This is a genomic window from uncultured Microbacterium sp. (genome assembly GCF_947488465.1).
Classification (GTDB): domain Bacteria; phylum Actinomycetota; class Actinomycetes; order Actinomycetales; family Microbacteriaceae; genus Microbacterium.
Map to the genome: position 1 here is coordinate 411568 of NZ_CANKZA010000002.1, position 17830 is coordinate 429397.

General features: G+C 69.6%; 18 protein-coding genes. 8 read left to right on the forward strand and 10 right to left on the reverse strand.

Features of this window, described 5'->3' with window-relative positions; translation table 11 throughout:
• Positions 1 to 47 precede the first annotated feature (47 nt).
• A complete protein-coding gene (locus Q0653_RS07045) occupies positions 48 to 1376 on the forward strand; it encodes a Zn-dependent hydrolase (protein ID WP_277951180.1) in 1329 nt (442 codons plus the stop codon).
• A gap of 38 nt (positions 1377 to 1414) precedes the next feature.
• Here the strand turns inward: Q0653_RS07045 and Q0653_RS07050 are convergent, their stop codons facing one another.
• Positions 1415 to 2032: a TIGR00730 family Rossman fold protein gene (locus Q0653_RS07050; protein ID WP_196323523.1), complete on the reverse strand. Its 618-nt coding sequence runs from the start codon at positions 2030 to 2032 to the stop codon at positions 1415 to 1417.
• 93 nt (positions 2033 to 2125) lie between these two features.
• Here Q0653_RS07050 and Q0653_RS07055 point away from each other — a divergent pair, with 93 nt between their 5' ends.
• Complete coding sequence (locus Q0653_RS07055) at positions 2126 to 3493, forward strand: amidohydrolase family protein (protein ID WP_229934658.1); 1368 nt, start codon at positions 2126 to 2128, stop codon at positions 3491 to 3493.
• Positions 3494 to 3642: 149 nt separating this feature from the next.
• On the opposite strand, the gene Q0653_RS07060 is transcribed toward Q0653_RS07055, so the two are convergent.
• Genes Q0653_RS07060 through Q0653_RS07085 form a run of 6 tightly spaced genes read right to left on the reverse strand, consistent with a single transcriptional unit; the run spans position 3643 to position 10886 of the window.
• The gene (locus Q0653_RS07060) at positions 3643 to 4539 is read right to left on the reverse strand and encodes an ABC transporter permease subunit (protein ID WP_298943747.1); all 897 of its coding nucleotides are present in this window, start codon (positions 4537 to 4539) and stop codon (positions 3643 to 3645) included.
• Positions 4539 to 5363, reverse strand: coding sequence for an ABC transporter permease subunit (locus Q0653_RS07065; RefSeq protein WP_298943749.1), 825 nt, complete (start codon positions 5361 to 5363; stop codon positions 4539 to 4541). The genes Q0653_RS07060 and Q0653_RS07065 overlap by 1 nt, the downstream gene beginning before the upstream one ends.
• Before the next feature lies 1 nt (position 5364).
• Positions 5365 to 6186: an ABC transporter ATP-binding protein gene (locus Q0653_RS07070; RefSeq protein ID WP_298943751.1), complete on the reverse strand. Its 822-nt coding sequence runs from the start codon at positions 6184 to 6186 to the stop codon at positions 5365 to 5367.
• A gap of 4 nt (positions 6187 to 6190) precedes the next feature.
• Positions 6191 to 7294 carry an ABC transporter substrate-binding protein gene (locus Q0653_RS07075; RefSeq protein WP_298943754.1) on the reverse strand — a complete coding sequence of 368 codons (1104 nt, stop codon included), beginning with the start codon at positions 7292 to 7294 and terminating at the stop codon, positions 6191 to 6193.
• A 44-nt stretch (positions 7295 to 7338) separates the two neighbouring features.
• Entirely contained in the window at positions 7339 to 10086 is a 2748-nt protein-coding gene (locus Q0653_RS07080) for a molybdopterin cofactor-binding domain-containing protein (protein WP_298943756.1), read from the reverse strand.
• Complete coding sequence (locus Q0653_RS07085; protein WP_298943758.1) at positions 10083 to 10886, reverse strand: FAD binding domain-containing protein; 804 nt, start codon at positions 10884 to 10886, stop codon at positions 10083 to 10085. The genes Q0653_RS07080 and Q0653_RS07085 overlap by 4 nt, the downstream gene beginning before the upstream one ends.
• 122 nt (positions 10887 to 11008) lie before the next feature.
• On the opposite strand from Q0653_RS07085, the gene Q0653_RS07090 reads away from it, so the two are divergent.
• Both Q0653_RS07090 and Q0653_RS07095 read left to right on the forward strand, forming a co-directional pair.
• Positions 11009 to 12037 carry an XdhC/CoxI family protein gene (locus tag Q0653_RS07090; protein ID WP_298743033.1) on the forward strand — a complete coding sequence of 343 codons (1029 nt, stop codon included), beginning with the start codon at positions 11009 to 11011 and terminating at the stop codon, positions 12035 to 12037.
• On the forward strand, positions 12034 to 12654 hold the full coding sequence (locus Q0653_RS07095; protein WP_298943761.1) for a nucleotidyltransferase family protein: 621 nt from the start codon (positions 12034 to 12036) through the stop codon (positions 12652 to 12654). The genes Q0653_RS07090 and Q0653_RS07095 overlap by 4 nt, the downstream gene beginning before the upstream one ends.
• Here Q0653_RS07095 and Q0653_RS07100 read toward each other — a convergent pair.
• Positions 12606 to 13523: a 2-hydroxyacid dehydrogenase gene (locus Q0653_RS07100; RefSeq protein WP_298943763.1), complete on the reverse strand. Its 918-nt coding sequence runs from the start codon at positions 13521 to 13523 to the stop codon at positions 12606 to 12608. The two genes, Q0653_RS07095 and Q0653_RS07100, sit on opposite strands and share 49 nt — an antisense overlap.
• A gap of 42 nt (positions 13524 to 13565) precedes the next feature.
• On the opposite strand from Q0653_RS07100, the gene Q0653_RS07105 reads away from it, so the two are divergent.
• The 3 genes from Q0653_RS07105 (at position 13566) to Q0653_RS07115 (ending at position 15139) form a co-directional block, all read left to right on the forward strand.
• Complete coding sequence (locus Q0653_RS07105) at positions 13566 to 13997, forward strand: DUF1761 domain-containing protein (protein WP_261606833.1); 432 nt, start codon at positions 13566 to 13568, stop codon at positions 13995 to 13997.
• Positions 13998 to 14349: 352 nt separating this feature from the next.
• Positions 14350 to 14664 carry a LacI family DNA-binding transcriptional regulator gene (locus Q0653_RS07110; RefSeq protein ID WP_298943765.1) on the forward strand — a complete coding sequence of 105 codons (315 nt, stop codon included), beginning with the start codon at positions 14350 to 14352 and terminating at the stop codon, positions 14662 to 14664.
• Positions 14615 to 15139, forward strand: coding sequence for a carbohydrate-binding protein (locus Q0653_RS07115; protein ID WP_298943767.1), 525 nt, complete (start codon positions 14615 to 14617; stop codon positions 15137 to 15139). The genes Q0653_RS07110 and Q0653_RS07115 overlap by 50 nt, the downstream gene beginning before the upstream one ends.
• Positions 15140 to 15299: 160 nt before the next feature.
• Here the strand turns inward: Q0653_RS07115 and purQ are convergent, their stop codons facing one another.
• Together purQ and purS are read right to left on the reverse strand one after the other, a co-directional pair.
• Positions 15300 to 16007, reverse strand: a complete 708-nt coding sequence (gene purQ / locus Q0653_RS07120; RefSeq protein ID WP_298943768.1) for a phosphoribosylformylglycinamidine synthase subunit PurQ — start codon at positions 16005 to 16007, stop codon at positions 15300 to 15302.
• A complete protein-coding gene (purS, locus tag Q0653_RS07125; protein WP_298943770.1) occupies positions 16004 to 16249 on the reverse strand; it encodes a phosphoribosylformylglycinamidine synthase subunit PurS in 246 nt (81 codons plus the stop codon). The genes purQ and purS overlap by 4 nt, the downstream gene beginning before the upstream one ends.
• Positions 16250 to 16491: 242 nt before the next feature.
• Here purS and Q0653_RS07130 point away from each other — a divergent pair, with 242 nt between their 5' ends.
• The gene (locus tag Q0653_RS07130) at positions 16492 to 17772 is read left to right on the forward strand and encodes an ABC transporter substrate-binding protein (RefSeq protein WP_261606828.1); all 1281 of its coding nucleotides are present in this window, start codon (positions 16492 to 16494) and stop codon (positions 17770 to 17772) included.
• Positions 17773 to 17830: the final 58 nt, after the last annotated feature.

Here is a 17830-nt window from a genome sequence, read left to right on the forward strand (position 1 = left end):
TGCTCACCGCGTCGCCGGACGCCGTCGCGGCCGCCGCGCGCCGCGTCATGGCGCGGTGCGACGAGCTCGCCCGCGTCACCGCGACGCCCGGGCGCATCGAGCGCGTCTACCTCTCGCCCGAGCACGCCCGCGTCAACCGACTGGCCGCCGAGTGGATGCGCGAGCTCGGCATGCGCACGTGGCAGGATGCCGCCGGCAACCAGGTCGGGCGGATCGAGACGGTCGGGGGTCGTCAACCTCGCAGTATGTCACGAACTCCGCAGAATATCGCTGGATCTGTGCGGAGTTCGCGCGAATCTGCGGAGTTCGTGAGCGCGCTCGGCGAGGCCCCCGCCCTCCTGCTCGGGTCGCACCTGGACACGGTCATCGACGCGGGCCGCTTCGACGGCATCGCCGGCGTGCTCATCGCGCTCGAGGTCGTGCGGCTGCTGCGGGTTCCGACCGAGGGCGGCTGGGCCGTGCCGCTGCCGTTCCCGATCGAGGTCGTCGCCTTCTCCGACGAAGAAGGCACGCGGTTCGGCAAGGCGCTGCTGGGCTCGTCGGCGGTCGCCGGCTCGTGGAACGACGCGTGGTGGACGCTGACGGATGCCGAAGGGGTGAGCCTGCGGCAGGCGTTCCTTGAGTTCGGGCTCGACCCGGCGCGTATCGGCGAGGCGGCCCGCCGCCCCGACGAGCTCGTCGCCTACCTCGAGGCCCACATCGAACAGGGACCCGCGCTCGACCGCGCCGGGGAGCCCCTCGCGGTCGTGTCGTCGATCGCGTCGGCGCGCCGGTTCCAGCTCGTCGTCGAGGGTGAGGCGCGGCATGCCGGCGGCACTCCCTACGACATGCGCCACGATGCCCTGCTGGGCGCAAGCGAGGCGGCGCTCGCCGTCGAGCGCGTCTGCGCCGCGGAGCACCACATCATCGGCACGGTCGGCCGGTTCGAGGCCTTCCCCGGTGCCGTCAACGTGATCCCCGGCGAGGTGCGGTTCTCGCTCGATCTGCGCGGCGAGTTCGACGGCGAACGCGACCGCGTGTGGGACGTGCTCTCGCGTGACCTCGACGAGATCATGGGCCGCCGCGGACTGCGCTGGTCGGCCCGCGAGGTGCACAGCGCCCCGGCGGTGTTCTGCGCCCCTCTGCTGCAGGACGTCGTGGCCGCCGGCATCCGTGCGACCCTGCCCGTGCGCTCCGACGCGGCGCCCGTGCTGTTCAGCCCGGCCGGCCACGACGGCATGGCGCTCGGTGCGATCACCGACGTGGGGATGCTGTTCCTGCGCAACCCCGACGGCATCAGCCATCACCCCGACGAATTCGTGTCGGCGGGCGATGTGGCCCACGGCATCCGCGCCCTCGCCGAGTCGATCCTGCACCTCGCCGCCGAGCCGCGCTGATGCGCTGACCCGCCGCGCTGCGCCGCCGCGTCGCCGCGTCAGGGACGCACGGGCAGCGACAGCGCGCCGGTCATCTCGGCGCCGGGCGAGGCCTCGCTGCGCGCCGGGGGCACGTAGTCGCGCAGCCGCGCGAGGGCCTCGCCGGCCTCCGTCGCCACGACGAGCATGTCGGTGTAGCGCGGGTGGGTGAAGCCGCGGTCGCGCATGTTCCCGACGAACGCGAGCAGCGGGTCGAAGTAGCCGTCGATGTTGAGCAGGCCGACGGGCTTGGTGTGGATGCCCAGCTGCGCCCACGTCCACTGCTCGGTGAGCTCCTCGAGCGTGCCGGGCCCGCCCGGCAGGGCCAGGAACGCGTCCGCCCGGTCGGCCATCATCATCTTGCGCTCGTGCATCGTGTCGACGATGACGAGCTCGGCGATGTTGTGGTTGACGGCCTCGCGCGCCTGCAGTGCGCGCGGGATGACGCCCGTGACGTGTGCGCCGGCTGCCACCGCGGCATCCGCCACCGTTCCCATGAGCCCGACATGCCCGCCGCCGTAGACGAGATTCATGCCGGCGCGACCGATCGCGGTGCCGACCGCGCGGGCGGCGTCGACGTAGATCGGGTCGAACCCCGGCGAGGATCCGCAGAAGACCGTGACTGTGAACCGTCCCATGCACCGACGCTAGAACCCTCGTGTTTCCGGGGTGTGCCTGCGTGTTTCCAGGCCGTGACAGCGCGGAAACATCGCCCGGATACCGTGACGAGCATGTCTCTCCTCGTCACCCACGCGCGTCTCATCACGATCCCCGCCGGCACCGCCGACCCCGGGTACATCGAAGACGGCTGGATGCTGATCGAAGACGGCCGCATCGCCGCGATCGGCTCGGGAACGCCGGATGCCACGGCCGACGAGACCCTCGATGTCGCGGGCGCCTTCGTCGCGCCCGGCTTCGTCTCGAGCCATTCGCACCTGTTCACCAGCGGCCTGCGCGGCCTCGGCGTCGCCGACACGCTCTACGGCTGGTGCGACGCGATGCTCGGCACGACCGCCCACATGACGCCCGAGCAGCTGTACTGGTCGACGCTGCACGGATCGCTCGACTTCCTGTCCAACGGCGTCACGACGGCGTACAACTTCACCGACCCGCTGCAGGCGTGGGAGTCGATGGTCGACGGCAAGCGCACGGGCACCGCGGGCATCCGCGGACTCGAGTACCACTACCGGCAGGCCGACGGGACGCTCGACGCGGGCATCCGCTTCGTGGATGCCTCGGGCATGGACGTCACGGTCGGCAGCTCCGACGAGGTGTTCGACCGCTTCGCCGCCGAGGTCGCGCACACCCGCGCGATGGACGCCGATTTCGCCCTCGGCTCGTCGATCATGGGCCAGGTGCAGTGGTCGCCGCACCCCGAGGCCGCCGAGTTCGAGGTCGAGGCGATGCGCCGCTACGGCGTGACGAACCAGGCGCACTTCCTCGAGTCGCCCGAGGCGGTCGAGCACCAGCAGTCCAAGTTCGCGCTGTATCGGGATGCCGGGGCGCTGGGCCTCGGGCTCATGTTCGGCCATTTCATCCAGACGACCCCCGAGATCATCGCCGAGTCGGTTGCAGGTGGCGCCTCGATGTCATGGCAGCCGGCATCCAACGGTCGCCTCGCGTCGGGTGTCGCGCTGGTGCCCGAGATGCTCGAGATGGGCATGAAGGTCGGTGTCGGGCTCGACGATCAGGCGTGCACCGACGTGAGTGACCCGTGGCAGAACATGCGCATGGGCATCTACATGCAGCGGGCACGCACGAAGGATCCGTTGTCGATGATGCCCGAGCTCATGCTGCGCCTGCACACCCTCGGCGGAGCCGAGATCATGGGCGTCGACGACCGCGTCGGATCGCTCGAGGTGGGCAAGTTCGCCGACTTCGTCGTCGTCGACCCGCGGATGCCGGATGTCGGGCCGCTGTGGCATCCCGTCCGCTCGTACGTGCTCGCGATGAGCCCCCGCAACCTCAAGGCCGTCTACGTCGGCGGCCGCCTCGTGAGCGAGAACGGGGTGTCGACCAACCCGCTGGCCGCCGAGGCGTCGGCGAAGGTGCACGAGCTGCCGGCATCCGTCATCCCGCTGCGCGGCCACCCACACTGAGTGGCCCGCGGCGCGGCATCCGTCCCGGGCCTGCCGCAGCATCCGTCCGCAGAACCATGTCCCAAAAAACGCTGGTTCAGCGCACCACACCCAACCATTTCTGGGACATGGTCTGCAATAAGTGGGACATGGTCGGCGATGAGCAGGGGTCAGCGGGCCATGCCCATGCGGGTCAGGACGATGTTCTCGACGATCTGCACGAGGTTGTACAGCAGCAGGGTGATGATCGTGATCAGCGCGATCGACGACCACAGCTGCGCGAACTGCGCCTGCGCGTTGAACTTCAAGATCGACCCGCCGATGCCGGCGCCCGTCGACAGCCACTCGGCCAGCAGGGCACCGGTCACCGCCCCCGGCACCGAAACACGCGCCGCCGCGAAGATCGACGGCAGCGCTCCGGGCATGTTGACCTTGCGCAGCGCCATGAAGCGTCCACCGCCGAACACGTGCACGACGTCAAGGCTCTGCCGGCTCGCCCGGCTCAGCCCGAACAGCACGTTCGCGAGCGCGGGGAACAGCACGACGATCGTGCCGATGACGGCGACCGATGCCGTGGTGCCGCGCCCCGTCATCAGGATGATCACCGGCGCGATCGACACGAGGGGAATCGTCCGCAGCAGCAGCACGAGCGGCATGACGCCCGCCTCGATTGCCTTCGACAGGCTGAACGCCACCGCCAGCACGATCGCGACGACCATGCCGACGACGAACCCGAGCGACGAGTCCACGAGCGTCTGCCCGACGAGCGGGAACAGCTGGGCGCGATTGGCTTCGGCATTCGCCGACGCCACGAGGAACTCCCACACGTCCAGCGGGCCCTTGGCGATGTACGGCGAGATGCCGGTGAGACTGACGACCGCCTGCCACAGCAGAAGCAGCACGACGATCGTGATCCCGGCGTTGCCGAGCGAGCGCAGCACCGTCTTGCGCAGTGCGCGCCGGCGCTCGATGCGCAGGCGCGCCTGCGCCGCGGCATCCGCTGCCACGGCCAGCTGGACGGTGGCTCCTCCGGCGGTGACCGGATCGAGAGTTGCACGCGGAGACATCAGGCCGCCTTCCCAGCCACACCCGCGGCGCCTGCAACCCAGGGAGTGACGAGCTTGATCGCGAGGCCGAACAGGCCGTACGCGGCGAGGGCGAACACGGCGCACAGCAGGAACACCGACCACACGCCGGCCGAGTCGAGTTGCCCCTGCAGGCGGATGAGGGTCGGCCCGACTCCTGCTGTGATCGAGCCGAGGTATTCGCCCAGCACGGCGCCGAGGAACGCGGTCGGCACGGCGATCTGCAGGGCGTTGAGGATCGCGGGCAGCGCCGCGATCAGCCGCACCTTGCGCAACTGCGTCCAGGCGCCGCCGCCGTAGACGCGGACGACGTCGAGGGATGCCTTGTCGGCGGACTTGAAGCCGAGGATCGCGCCGACGACCGTCGTGAACACGCACACGAGCGCGGCGAGGAAGATCGCCGTCGCCGATGGGTCGCCGGGGTTCTTCGCGCCGCCGAGCACGACGACCGAGATGCCGCCGACCGCGACGACCGGCAGGCAGTAGGTGACGACCGCGATCTGGGTGATGACGGTCTCGGTGCGCGGGAAGACGAGCACGGATGTCGCGAGCACGAGTGCGATGCCGTTGCCCCACAGATACCCGATCGCGGCGGCCGTGATCGTCGGCTGGAAAACGCTCCACGCGCCGGCGATGTTGCCCTGGATGAACAGCCAGTCGAACACGGCGTACGGCGAGGGAACGGGCGTGAAGGTCGTGCCCTCCTGCTGCGGGAACGCGAGCAGCGAGAACAACCACCACGCGAGAATCAGCGCCGCCGCGCCGATCACGGTGGCCAGCCAGGCCGGGATGCGGGCCCGGGTCACCTCACGCCTCCGCTTCGGCGTGCCCGTCCGCACCGAACAGCAGTTCGGATGCCCGGTCCACGAGCGCGTGGAACTCGGGCGTGCGCATCATCTCGGGGGTTCGCGGACGCGGCAGGTCGACCTCGATGATCTCCTTGACCCGCCCGGGACGCGGCGACATGACGGCGACGCGGTCGGCGAGGAAGATGGCTTCGCTGATGCCGTGGGTGACCAGCAGCGTCGTCGCGGGCTTCTCGGTCCAGATGCGCAGCAACTCGAGGTTGAGGTTCTGGCGGGTCATGTCGTCGAGCGCGCCGAACGGCTCGTCGAGAAGGAGCACGGAGGGCTTGAGCACGAGGGCGCGCGCGATCGAGGCGCGCTGGCGCATGCCGCCCGACAGCTGCGCGGGCTTCGCGTTCGCGAAATCACGCAGGCCCACGAGGTCGATGAGCTCGTCGACGTAGGCCTTGTCGACGGGGCGACCGGCGACCTCGAAAGGCAGCTCGATGTTCTTGCGGATGCTGCGCCAGGGCAGCAGCGCGTGGTCTTGGAAGGCGATGCCCAGCTCGCTCTTCGCGCGCAGCTGATCGGGCGTCTCGCCGTCGACGAGCGCCATGCCGTCGGACGGGTGGTCGAGAGCTGCGAGGATGCGCAGGATCGTGGATTTGCCGCACCCGGACGGCCCGAGCAGGGCCAGGAATGACCCCTTCTCGGTGTGCAGGTCGGTGTTCTGCAGCGCCTGCAGCGACCTGCCCCCGCGCAGGGTGAACGACTTCGATACTCCGGAGATCTGGATGCCGGTGCCCGAGCGGACACCGGCATCCAGGGTGTGTGTGGCGGTCATCTGGTTAGGGCAGGTAGTTCTTCAGTTCGGGGTTCTCGGCGTAGATCTCGTCGATGATCGTCGTGTCGAACAGGTCGTCGACCGACAGGTCCCATCCGGAAGCGGCGAGCGACGCGAGGGTCGACTCCTTCAGATCGTCGGAGATCGTGAACAGGCCGTTGGCCTCGGTCTCGCCGGTCGAAATGAGTTTTGCCTGCGCCTCGAGCCCGGCCCGAACCTTCGCCGGGTCGAGGTCTCCGAAGGTGAGGTCACCGGCAGAGGCCGACTCGTTGTAGTACTTCGTCACGAGCGCGACGGTGTCGTCGATGGGCTGTGTGAAGGTATCCGTCCAGCCCTTGATCTCGGCGATCAGGAACGCCTTGATGAGGTCTTTGTTGTTCGCGAGGTAGTCGTCGGTCACGGCGTACGACTCGGCCACGTAGGGCAGGCCGTTCTCGGCGTAGGCGAGGTTCGTGACCTCGTAACCGGCCATCTCGACCGTGATGGCCTCATTGGTCAGGTATGCCATGAAGCCGTCGACGTCGCCGTTCATCAGCGGAGTCGGGTCGAAATCGACCGGGACGATCGTGAGCTGGTCCTCGGTGATGCCGTTGGCGGCGAGCAGGGCCTTGAAGACCGAGGCGTTCGAGTCCTGCACGCCGATCTTCTTGCCGATGAGGTCCTCGGGCGTCGCGATGCTCGCGCCGTCCTTCAGCGACAGGATCGTGAACGGGTTCTTCTGGAACGTCGTCGCGATGATCTTCAGCGGGGCATCCTGCTCGGCCACCGCAGCGCCGACCGAGGCAGCGTCGGTGAGGGCGAACTGGACCGAGCCGGAGAGCAGCTTCGCCACGCCCGTGTCGGGGCCGGCGACGCCGACGACGTTCGAGAAACCGGCCTCGTCGTAGTAGCCGTTGTCATAGGCGTAGAACTCGCCGGCGAACTCCTCGTTCTTGATCCACGAGTACTGAACGCTGATCTCGCCGAAGTCGGCGGAAGCGCCCGCGTCGCCCGAGGAGGACGCCGAGGGGGCGGCCGTCGACGAGCAGGCGGACAGCATGAGGGCGGCGGTTGCCGCCAACGCCAGAACGGCCGCGCCGCGTCGGCGGGGCCTGTGAAGTGTGTGCATCGGGTCTCCCTGTGTGTAAAGGTGCACCCGCGACGTTAGGCCGTTCACATTTCGGGAGCTTGCGCGGTCCTGTTTCCGAGATGTGACGCGAGGCGCCAGACGCGGTCCCGACGGAACGGCAGCGTGTACAGACGAGCTCCGAGTGCGCGGGCGATCGCATTGCCGATTGCGGGGGCCACCGGGTTGTAGGGCGACTCGCTCATCGACTTCGCACCGAACGGGCCGAGATCATCGCTCGTGTCGGCGAAGTAGACCTCGGTCGTGGGGACGTCGGCGAACTGCGGCACGCGGTAGGTGCGGAACACCGGGTTCTCCACACGTCCCTCCGGGCCCACCATGACCTCTTCGTACAGGGCGCTGCCGATGCCCTGCGCGGCGCCGCCCTCGACCTGGCCCCGGCACTGCGCGGGATTCATCACGAAACCGGCGTCGGCCGACTGCACGGACTGCAGAATGCGGACCGTGCCGGTCTCGGGATCGACCGCGACCCGCGCGGCGTGCACATTGAAGGCGAGGGAGCGCTGATCGCCGAGCTCGCTGCCATCGGCGGTCAGCTCGCCGTCGGCCGTCAGTGCGGCGAAGCCGACGGTGCCCGCTGGAGTCTCGACGCCGTCCGGCCCGAGCCGGGCATCCTCGACCGCCGTGCCGGTGAGGCTCGCCGCGCGCTCTCGCATCGTGCGCGCGAGAGCGAGGCAGGCCGCGTGCAGTGCTTTGCCGGCCACCGTGATCCCCGCCGAAGCGAAGGCGCCGGTGTCGTGCGCCACGGCATCCGTGTCGGCGTGCCACAGCTCCAACCGGTCGAAAGAGGTCGACAGGTCGGTCGCCGCGATCTGCCGGAACACGGTCGTCGTGCCGTTGCCGAATTCGGCCGTCCCGGCACGCAGCAGGTACGTGCCATCGGCGCGGAGGGTCGCGGTCGTGTGCGCGATGTGGCCGAACGGGGCCATCGTCGCGATCATCGACGCCGCCATGCCTTCGCCGACGAGCCATCCCTCGGGAGCGGCGACCCCGTTGCCGCGGCGGAGGGCGTCTTGGGCGAGGTCGAGGCATTGATCCAAGCCGTAGCTGCCCCAGACGAGGTCGACGTCGTCGGGGTCGGCATCGGGATGCAGCGCATCGCCCTCGCGCACGGCGTTGATGCGGCGCAGGTCGAACGGGTCGATCCCGAGGCGCTCGGCGAGCAGGTCCATCGCCGATTCCACGGCGAAGATCACCTGCCCGAGCCCGTACCCGCGGAACGCCCCCGACGGCACGTTGTTCGTGTAGACGACTTCCGCGTCGATCCGCCGTGCGGGCACCCGGTAGAGCGTCGTCGACTCGGCGAGCGAATGGAACATGACGCCGCGCGAGTGATTGCCGTACGCGCCGGTGTCGCTGAGGAGATCGACGCGCAGCGCCGTCAGACGCCCGGTCTCGTCGGCGCCGAGATCGACGCGCACCCGCATCGGATGCCGGACGGCGGCCCGCACGAACTCGTCTGTGCGGGAGAACTCGTAGGCGACCGGCCGCCCGGTGCGCAGCACCGCGAGGGCGACGAGATCCTCCGTGAAGATCTCCTGCTTGCCCCCGAATCCGCCGCCGAGCCGTGCCGCATGCACGCGCACGCGGTCGCGGTCGAGGTCGAACAGGTAGGCGATCTCGTCGCGCGCGAGGAAGGGCACCTGGGTCGAGGAGCGGATGACGAGCCGGCCGTCGTCGTCGAGCCACCCGATCGATCCGTGCGTTTCGAGCTGGGCGTGGGTGACCCGTGCGCTCTGCCACGTGCCCGAGACCGTGACGGCGCTCGCTGCGAGGGCGGTATCTGCATCGCCCGTGCGTTCGTGGACGGCGGCGATGACATTGCGGTGCGCCTGATCGACCCGGTCCTCCGGCGTGCGGTCGGGGTGCAGCAGCGGCGCGCCGGGCTGACGTGCTTCATCGGGGTCGAAGACGGCCGGAAGCACGTCGTACTCCACCCGAACGAGTCGGCGGGCCGCGTCGGCGGCTTCGGCCGTCTCGGCAATGATGGCCGCAACGCGCTGACCCACGTGCCGGACGACCGTGTCGAGCATCATGGTGTCGTCCGGATCGTCCGTGCGGTGTTCGTGCCGCCCCGACGAATAGCGGCGCTGCGGAACGTCGTCGTGCGTAAAGATCGCCACGACGCCCGGCACGGCGCGGGCCTCGGTCGTATCGATGTGAACGATGTTCGCGTGCGCGTGTGGACTCGTGACGACCCGCAGCACGAGCGCCGCGGCCGCCGGATGATCGGGCGGCAGGTCGAACGTGAACGGCTCGCGACCCTGCACGATGCGTCCCGCCGCTTCGGGCCGTACGGAGTGCCCGACCGTCTCGGCCTCGGCCGCGGGGGCGGGTCCCGTCTCGCGGACCGCACCCAGGATCGCCTCGCGGATCGGGCGGTAGCCGGTGCACCGGCAGAGGTTGCCCTTCATCCGCCGATCGAGGTCGTCGAGATCTGACGCGCACAGTGTGGATGCCGTCACGCTCATCCCCGGGGTGCAGAACCCGCACTGGAAACCGAAGCCCGAAGCGAGTGCCTGCTGCACAGGATGCAGGTCATCTCCGGGCGCGAGGCCCGCGGCCGTCGTGACTTCGCGACCGTCGACACGCTCGGCCGGAATCAGGCAGGAGTGGACGGGCGCGCCGTCGAGCAGCACCGAGCACGCGCCGCAGTCCCCGGCATCGCACCCCTTCTTGACTTCCGTGCGCCCGTTTTCACGCAGGAGCGTCCGCAGGCACTGACCCGGACGAGGGTCGGCCTGCACGGGTGCTCCGTCGACCGTGAATCTCATGACAGCTCCGTCCGGATGCGTTCGGCCAGCACGCCGCTGACGGCACGCCGCCAATCGGCCGAGCCGAGGGGATCGGTGTAATAGCCGTCCGCGGACAAGACCGCATCGGCCAACTCGTCGGCAGAGGGCAACCCGGCAAACCGCAGCACCGTCGGGGTGAGCGTCGCGGCGGTGACGGTGAAGACGCTCGCGCCGGAGTCGTCGACGCGGCCCGTGACGACCGCGCCGGAGCGGCCGAGCTCGGCCAGAGCGATCTTGTGCAGCGACGCCCGCGAGCGCAGTGCCGCCGCGGGGAGGAACACGGCGCGCAGCACGTCACCGGCGGCGAGGGACGTCGTGCCGTTGCCGGTGATGAGCTCGCTCACCGGCATCCGTACGTCGCCGCCTGGGCGCCAGATCTCCGCTTCGGCGTCGAGCGCGACACAGAGCGAGACCATCGCGGCGGCGGCGAACGCACGGCAGATGTTGCCGCCGACGGTCGCGGTGTTCCAGATCTTGAATGAGGCCAGCAGGGCATTCGCCGCATCGGGGACGAGCGAGGCCGCCCGCCAGTCGGGCGGCGCGTGCTGCGCCCAGGCGACCAGCGTCGCGATCGTGCAGGTCGCCGCGATCCGCAGGCCCTCCGCGGTCTCCTCGAGGTCGGGCCAATCCATGCCGGTCAGGTCGACGAAGGCGGTCGTCTCGGGCTGCGGCTCGCTCATGAGCCACGTGCCCCCGGCCATCAGCGTCTCGCCCGGCGCACACGTCAGGTCGGGGCGCGTGCGGGCGACACGGTACGTGCGCACCGTCGTGATGTCCATGACGACTCCTGGTCTGCACACCGGGCAGATCCCGGCGTGAAACGAGTGAAACAGACGTCCATTTCGCACGTGTTTCACGCATCGGCAACAGCCCCGCAACGTCGGACACCTACCGTGAGGGCATGCGCGAAATCCTGCCCGTCGCCGCCGAATGGGCGCGCGCCGGAACACCGTTCGCGGTCGCGACGGTCGTCGGCGTGGCCGGCAGCGCACCGCGCGACGTCGGCGCGAGCATGATCGTCTCGGTGGGCGGTGAGGTCTTCGGAAACGTGTCCGGCGGCTGCGTCGAGGGGGCCGTGTACGAACGCTGTCTCGAGGTGATCGATTCCGGAGATGCGCTCGTCGACCGCTTCGGCTACGGCGACGCCGACGCGTTCGCGGTGGGGCTCACGTGCGGCGGAGTGATCGAGGTGCTCGTGCGCGCCGTCCCGCCCGCTGGCCCGGCCGCCGCCGACCTGGTGCTGCTCGCCGAGCGGGACGCCCGAGCGATTCCCACGTCGTTCTCTCTCGTGACGGGCGGCCCGCACCTCGGGCGCGGCTATGTCGACGGAGGCCTCGATGCGGACGCCGAGGCCGTGACGGTGCACGTCGGGACGCCCCCGCGACTGATCATCGTCGGGGCCGTCGAGTTCGCCGTCGCGCTGAGTCGACTGGCCGTCGCCGCAGGAATGAAGGTGGATGTCGTCGACCCGCGCGATGTGTTCGCGACGGCGGAGCGCTTCCCCGGCGCCGAGGTCAGCGTCACCTGGCCCGACCGCTACCTGGCCGCGCAGCAGCTGGACTCCCGCACGGCGGTGTGCGTGCTCAGTCACGACCCGAAGTTCGATGTGCCGGCGCTCCGCGAAGCGCTCGCCTCATCCGCCGGCTACGTCGGGGCGATGGGCAGTCGACGCACGCACGAAGACCGTGCGCGCCGGCTGATCGAGGCGGGCGTGTCGACGGCGGCGCTCGCGCGTCTGCGCTCGCCGATCGGGTTGGACCTCGGCGGGCGGACGCCCGAGGAGACCGCGCTGTCGATCCTCGCCGAGATCGTCGCCGACCGGCATGCCGCCACCGGCGGGCGCCTGTCGGAAGGATCGGGCCCCGTGCACGCGGCGTCGCCCCCTGCCGTCGGCCTGGCGCCGTCACCGTCCGTCGAGTGCACCTGGTGAGCATCGGCGGCATCGTCCTGGCTGCGGGCGCCGGCACGCGCTTTGGCGGGCCCAAGGCCCTCGCGCGCGACGAGACGGGTCGGCCATGGATCGACCGGGCCGTCTCGACGCTGTCTGCGGGGGGATGCGCCCCGATCATCGTGGCACTCGGGGCCGGCGCGGCGGATGCGACGCTGCTCGTCCCGGGCGGCGTGACGATCGTCACGGTCCACGATTGGGCCGAGGGTCTGTCCGCGTCGGTGCGCGCGGCTCTCGCGGTTGCCACCTCGACGGATGCCGCTGCCGCGCTCGTGATCCCGGTCGATGTGCCGGAGCTCCCGGCATCCGCGTGTCGTCGCGTGATCGCACATGCGAGGGAGGGAGACCCGGGTGCTGCGCTGTCCCAGGCGACCTATGCGGGGGCGCCGGGGCACCCTGTGCTCATCGGGCGGCAGCACTGGCCGGCGTTGACGGCCGGCCTGGCGGGCGACCGCGGTGCGGGGCCCTATCTGCGCGCGCAGGGCGCGGTGTCGCTGGAGTGCGGCGACCTCTGGCACGGCGGCGATGTCGACCGGCCGCGTCCGGTCGATCAGGTGCGGACGACGATGTTCTCTGGTTCTTCGCCGGCCAGCAGGTGACCGATCTGGCGCCGCACAAGCGCCGCGATCCGCGGGTGCATCGCGCTCGAGGCGCCGCCGACGTGCGGTGAGATGAGCACGCCGGGCGTGTTCCACAGCGGGTGATCCGGCGGCAGGGGCTCGGGATCGGTGACATCGAGCCCGGCGCGGATGCGGCCGGCGCTCGCGTGGCGCACGAGAGCGTCCGTGTCGATCAGCGGTCCGCGGCCCACGTTGACGATCAGCGCGCCGTCGGGGAGGGCCGTGAGCTCCGCCTCGCCGATGATGTGCCGGGTCGACTCACCGCCGGGGAGGCTGAGGATCACGATGTCGGCGGTGGACAAGAGGTCGGCGAGTTCATCGATTCCGTGCACGTGGATGCCGTCCTCATCCCGCGCTCGCGACGCCACCGGCACGATCTCGGCCTCGAAGGGGGCCAGGCGGGCGGCGACGGCCTTGCCCACGCCGCCGTAGCCGAGGAGCACCACTCGCCGATCGGCCAGGCTCTGCGCGAACACGGGAGCCCAGGTTCCCGATTGCCCGTCCACCGCGAACGCGTCGAGATGCCGCTGGACGGCGAGCGTGAGCGCGACGGCAAGCTCGGCCGTCGACGTCTCATGCACCGTCGCGGCGTTGGCGAACGTGATGCCGGTCGGCAACATCTCCGCGATCCCCTCGTATCCGATCGACTGCCCCTGCACGAGGCGGGTCTGCAGATCGGCCAGCAGCGGCAACGCGCGATGGAGCGCCATATAGGGCGGCACGACGAGATCGATGTGCTCTCGCGGTGGTGCGGCATCCATCGGCCAGACGATCACCTCGACACCCTCGGGGAGCGGTTCGAGATCACGGGCGAGTTCGGGACGCGGCACGGAGACGAGAAGGGTCACCCTTCGACGCTACCCGGAGTAGCCTCAGCGCAGGAGGCGGCGATGATTCCCGAGATCAACTATTGGGCTGTGCTGATCGTGACGGTCCTGAGCATGGGGCTGGGGGCGCTCTGGTACTCACCGGTGATGTTCCTGAACCGGTGGGCGCGACTCGCGCGCATCGACCTGGACAAAAAGGGCGCACCGGTCGTGATCCCGATGATGGTGGCGTTCGCCGTGACGTTCTTGACGGCGTGGGTGCTCGCCGGATCCGTCGCGATCGCGTGGCATTTCTACGGCGGCGCGTACTTCGGATCGGCGGTCGTGACGGCGCTGACCCTGTGGGCGGGCTTCACGGCGGCACGGTTCATCACGCACGACGTGTTCGAGGGTCGCCCGTCGCAGCTGACGGTTCTCAACATCGGATTCGAGTTGGCGACGATCCTCATCATGGCGATCGTCATCGGGCTCTGGCCGCCGGTCGGCACGGTCTGACGCGGTCCGGCTCGGCTCGGCCGCCCCGCTCGCCTCGGCCGCTCGGCTCGCCCGCTCGGCTCGGCCGCTGCGGTGGTGACAGGCATCCGCGCCGCTCGCCGTACGCTCGCCCTGCAGCGGATTCGGACGGCTGCCGTGGACCGGATTCGGACGGATACCGCGCACCGGATTCGGATGGATGCCGTGGATTCGGGCCGCGAGGGGCTTTCCGATCCGAATCCGGTGTCATTGTCCGAAATCGGTGGCGGACGGGCAAGCCCAGGTGAGCGGGCCGTGGATGCCGGAGGACGAGCCGGGTGGGGTACCCGCTCGCAGGCGGATAGGGTCGGAGCGTGACGCACGCGAGCATGCCATGACGCCGCCCCGTCGCACCGTGACGCTGGAGGCTGTCGCCCGGGAGGCGGGGGTATCGATGAAGACGGCATCCAACGCGGTCAACGGCACCGGGCGCATGGCGCCGGATACCCGCACGCGTGTCTTGGCCGTCGTCGACGAGCTCGGGTACAAAGCCAACGTCGCCGCGCGCAACCTCATGCGCGGGCGGACCGGCGCGATCTCGCTCGCCGTGCCGACGCTGAAGGCGGCGTATCTCGCCGAGCTCGCCGAAGCCGTGATCGGTGGCCGTGGCGCCGGCCGCGCTCCTGGTTGCGCAGGGGTCGGCTTTTGACCCGGCATCCGTCGTCGTCACCGGCACGTTCGCCGATGGCTCGACGCGCGCGCTGAGCGCGGATGAGTACACGGTCACCGGCTACGACACGGCGACCGTCGGCACTCGCACGGCCACCGTCAGCGCGGATGCGAGTCTCACGGCGACGGATGCCGCTGCCGTTGAGGCGACCCTCGCCGTCGAGGTCCTCCGAGCGTGGGCGGCCACCCAGGTGTACAACACGGGTGAGGCTGCGATCCACGACGGCACTCGCTGGGTTGCCTCGTGGTGGACCAAGAACCAGAAGCCCGGCGACGTCTACGGGCCCTGGCAGCAGCAGATCACGGCATCCGACGGCACCGCCGTCTGGACGGCCTCGCGGATCTTCGTCGCGGGCGACGTCGTGGTGTCGGGCGATGCGCGCTACACCGCGAAGTGGTGGACGCGCGGTCAGACGCCCGGTGACGCGAACGGCCCGTGGAAGAAGATCGGCTGACCAGCTGACCAACCCCGCGGCGACCGGGTCTCGGTCGCCGCGGGGTTTTTCCGCTGCCCGCGAGCCGACAGTCTTCGTGCGAGCCGACACGCGTCGTGCGCACCGGACATGTCGGTTCGCACCGAGGCTGTCGGCTCGGCGAGCGAGCGAGCGAGGGGTGTCAGACCGCGGCGGCGACGACTGCGGCGATGGCCGAGGTGAAGAACGTCAGGCCGTCGACACCCGAGCGCATGGCGTCGGGAGTGTTCGGGCCGAAACCGGCCTCGACGGCGTGCTCGGGGTGCGGCATGAGGCCGACGACATTGCCGGCCGGGTTCGTGAGACCGGCGATGTCATCGAGCGATCCGTTGGGGTTCACGCCGACGTAGCGGAAGGCCACGAGGCCGTCGCCCTCGATCTGCGCGAGCGTCTCGACGGAGCAGATGTAGCCGCCGTCGGCGTTCTTCAGGGGAATCGTGATCTCCTGGCCGACCTCGAATCCGCTCGTCCACGCGGTGGACGCGTTCTCAACGCGCAGACGCTGGTCGCGGCGGATGAACTGCTGGTGCGCGTTGCGGATGAGTCCACCCGGCAACAGGTGTGCCTCGACGAGCATCTGGAAGCCATTGCAGATGCCGAGGATGGGCATGCCGGCGGATGCCGCATCCTTCACTTCGCTCATGATCGGGGCAAGCGCGGCGATCGCGCCGGCGCGGAGGTAGTCGCCGTAGCTGAAGCCACCCGGCAGGACGAGCGCGTCGACACCGTCGAGGTCGTGCGATCCGTGCCAGAGGGCGACTGGCTCCCCGCCGGCGAGACGGATGGCGCGCTGCGCGTCGCCGTCGTCGAGCGATCCGGGGAACGTGATGACCCCGATGCGGGCGGTCACTCCACGACCTCGATGCCCACGACATCCTCGATGACCGCGTTGGAAAGCACGTCGTCGGCCAGCTGACGCACCGTCGCGAGCGTCGCTTCGTCGGCGGTTTCGACCGTCAGTTCGAAGCGCTTGCCGATGCGGACGGAAGAGAAGCCTTCGATGCCGAGCCGGTGAAGCGCACCGGAGACCGCCTTCCCCTGCGGGTCCAGCAGCTCAGCCTTGGGCATGACGTCGACGACGATGGTGGGCATGAAGAGCTCCGAATAATCGCGGGAACGGGGTCGGTGCCCATTCTACGGGGCGGACACCGCGATTCCCGATCTGCGTCGTTGCGGGCTGTTACCGAACCGTGACCGCATCATGGGAGCGCTCCCTTGACATTCGTGGGAGCGATCCCATAGCGTCGAGATCGTCCGGTGAGAGCGCTCCCAGAAAGTCCTGGGGACAGGGCGCGCAATCCATGCACCAGCAACACACCACAAAGGAGTGACACGTGAACACACGCGCACTGCGTCGCATCGGCCTCGTGGCCGGCGTCGCGACCACGTCCGCCATCGTCCTGGCCGGCTGCGCCGGAAGCAGCGACGCTGCCCCGTCCGGCGACGCGGGTTCGGGAGAGAAGATCGAGCTGACCCTCGCCACCTTCAATGACTTCGGGTACACCGATGAACTCCTCCAGGAGTACATGGACGCGAATCCGAACATCACGATCGTGCACAACAAGGCTGCCGAGTCCGGTGACGCCCGCGCGAACTACTTCCAGAAGCTCGGCAAGGAAGGTCTGGCCGACGTCGAGGCCGTCGAGATCGACTGGTTCGCCGAGGCGATGCAGTACTCCGACCTGCTGGCCGAGGTTCCCGACAGCGCCAAGGGCCGCTGGCTCGACTGGAAGGAAGCTGGCGCCACCGACGGCGACGGTCGTCTCGTCGGCTTCGGCACGGACATCGGGCCGCAGGCCATCTGCTACCGCGCCGACCTCTTCGAGGCTGCCGGCCTCGCATCGGCTCCCGCCGACGTCGCCGCGCTCTTCGAAGGCGACTGGAACAACTTCTTCGACGTGGCCGACCAGTACAAGGCAGCCACCGGCAAGCCCATGATCGACGCGGCGAACTCGGCGCTTCAGGGCATCGTGAACCAGATGGAGTTCACGTACACCGAGCCCGACGGTACGGTCATCGCGACGGAGAACCAGGAGATCGAGGACGCGTACAACCTCGTCGTCGAGCGCGCGATCCCCAACGCCGCATACTCGGGCCAGTGGAGCGACGACTGGAACGCCTCCATGGCCAACGGTGAGTTCGCCGCCATGCTCTGCCCGGGCTGGATGCTGGGCATCATCTCCGGCAACGCACCCGAGGTCACCGGATGGGAGATCGCCGATGTCTTCCCGAACGGCGGCGCCAACTGGGGCGGTTCGTACCTGACCGTTCCGGCCAACGGCAAGAACGTCGAGGCTGCGCTGGCGCTGGCAGACTGGCTGACCGCTCCCGAGCAGCAGGCCAAGACCTTCGTCAACGCCGGTCAGTTCCCGAGCGCGATCGACGCACAGAGCGACCCCGCGATCACCGACTCGACGAATGAGTTCTTCAACAACGCGCCGACCGGTGAGATCTTCGCTGCCCGTTCGGAGGCCATCACGGTCACCCCGTACAAGGACGCGAACTACTTCAAGTACCACGACGCACTGCAGAACGCGGTGAACCGCGTCTTCGACGGAACCGAAGACCAGACCACCTCGTGGAACACCTGGGTCGCAGAGGTCAACGCCTTCTGATGACCTGAGAGCGCGGGTCGCGCCTTGCGGTGCGGCCCGCGCTCTCTTCTTTCTCCCT

What these genes read in the sequence shown, in the direction of transcription:
- Q0653_RS07105 (WP_261606833.1), top strand. Translation starts at nt 13,566, where the DNA reads ATGATTCCCGAGATCAACTATTGGGCTGTGCTGATCGTGACGGTCCTG.
- Q0653_RS07070 (WP_298943751.1), bottom strand. Translation starts at nt 6,186, where the DNA reads ATGACCGCCACACACACCCTGGATGCCGGTGTCCGCTCGGGCACCGGC.
- Q0653_RS07075 (WP_298943754.1), bottom strand. Translation starts at nt 7,294, where the DNA reads ATGCACACACTTCACAGGCCCCGCCGACGCGGCGCGGCCGTTCTGGCG.
- Q0653_RS07110 (WP_298943765.1), top strand. Translation starts at nt 14,350, where the DNA reads ATGACGCCGCCCCGTCGCACCGTGACGCTGGAGGCTGTCGCCCGGGAG.
- Q0653_RS07045 (WP_277951180.1), top strand. Translation starts at nt 48, where the DNA reads ATGGCGCGGTGCGACGAGCTCGCCCGCGTCACCGCGACGCCCGGGCGC.
- Q0653_RS07080 (WP_298943756.1), bottom strand. Translation starts at nt 10,086, where the DNA reads ATGAGATTCACGGTCGACGGAGCACCCGTGCAGGCCGACCCTCGTCCG.
- purS (WP_298943770.1), bottom strand. Translation starts at nt 16,249, where the DNA reads ATGCCCACCATCGTCGTCGACGTCATGCCCAAGGCTGAGCTGCTGGAC.
- Q0653_RS07050 (WP_196323523.1), bottom strand. Translation starts at nt 2,032, where the DNA reads ATGGGACGGTTCACAGTCACGGTCTTCTGCGGATCCTCGCCGGGGTTC.
- Q0653_RS07055 (WP_229934658.1), top strand. Translation starts at nt 2,126, where the DNA reads ATGTCTCTCCTCGTCACCCACGCGCGTCTCATCACGATCCCCGCCGGC.
- Q0653_RS07060 (WP_298943747.1), bottom strand. Translation starts at nt 4,539, where the DNA reads ATGTCTCCGCGTGCAACTCTCGATCCGGTCACCGCCGGAGGAGCCACC.
- Q0653_RS07090 (WP_298743033.1), top strand. Translation starts at nt 11,009, where the DNA reads ATGCGCGAAATCCTGCCCGTCGCCGCCGAATGGGCGCGCGCCGGAACA.
- Q0653_RS07085 (WP_298943758.1), bottom strand. Translation starts at nt 10,886, where the DNA reads ATGGACATCACGACGGTGCGCACGTACCGTGTCGCCCGCACGCGCCCC.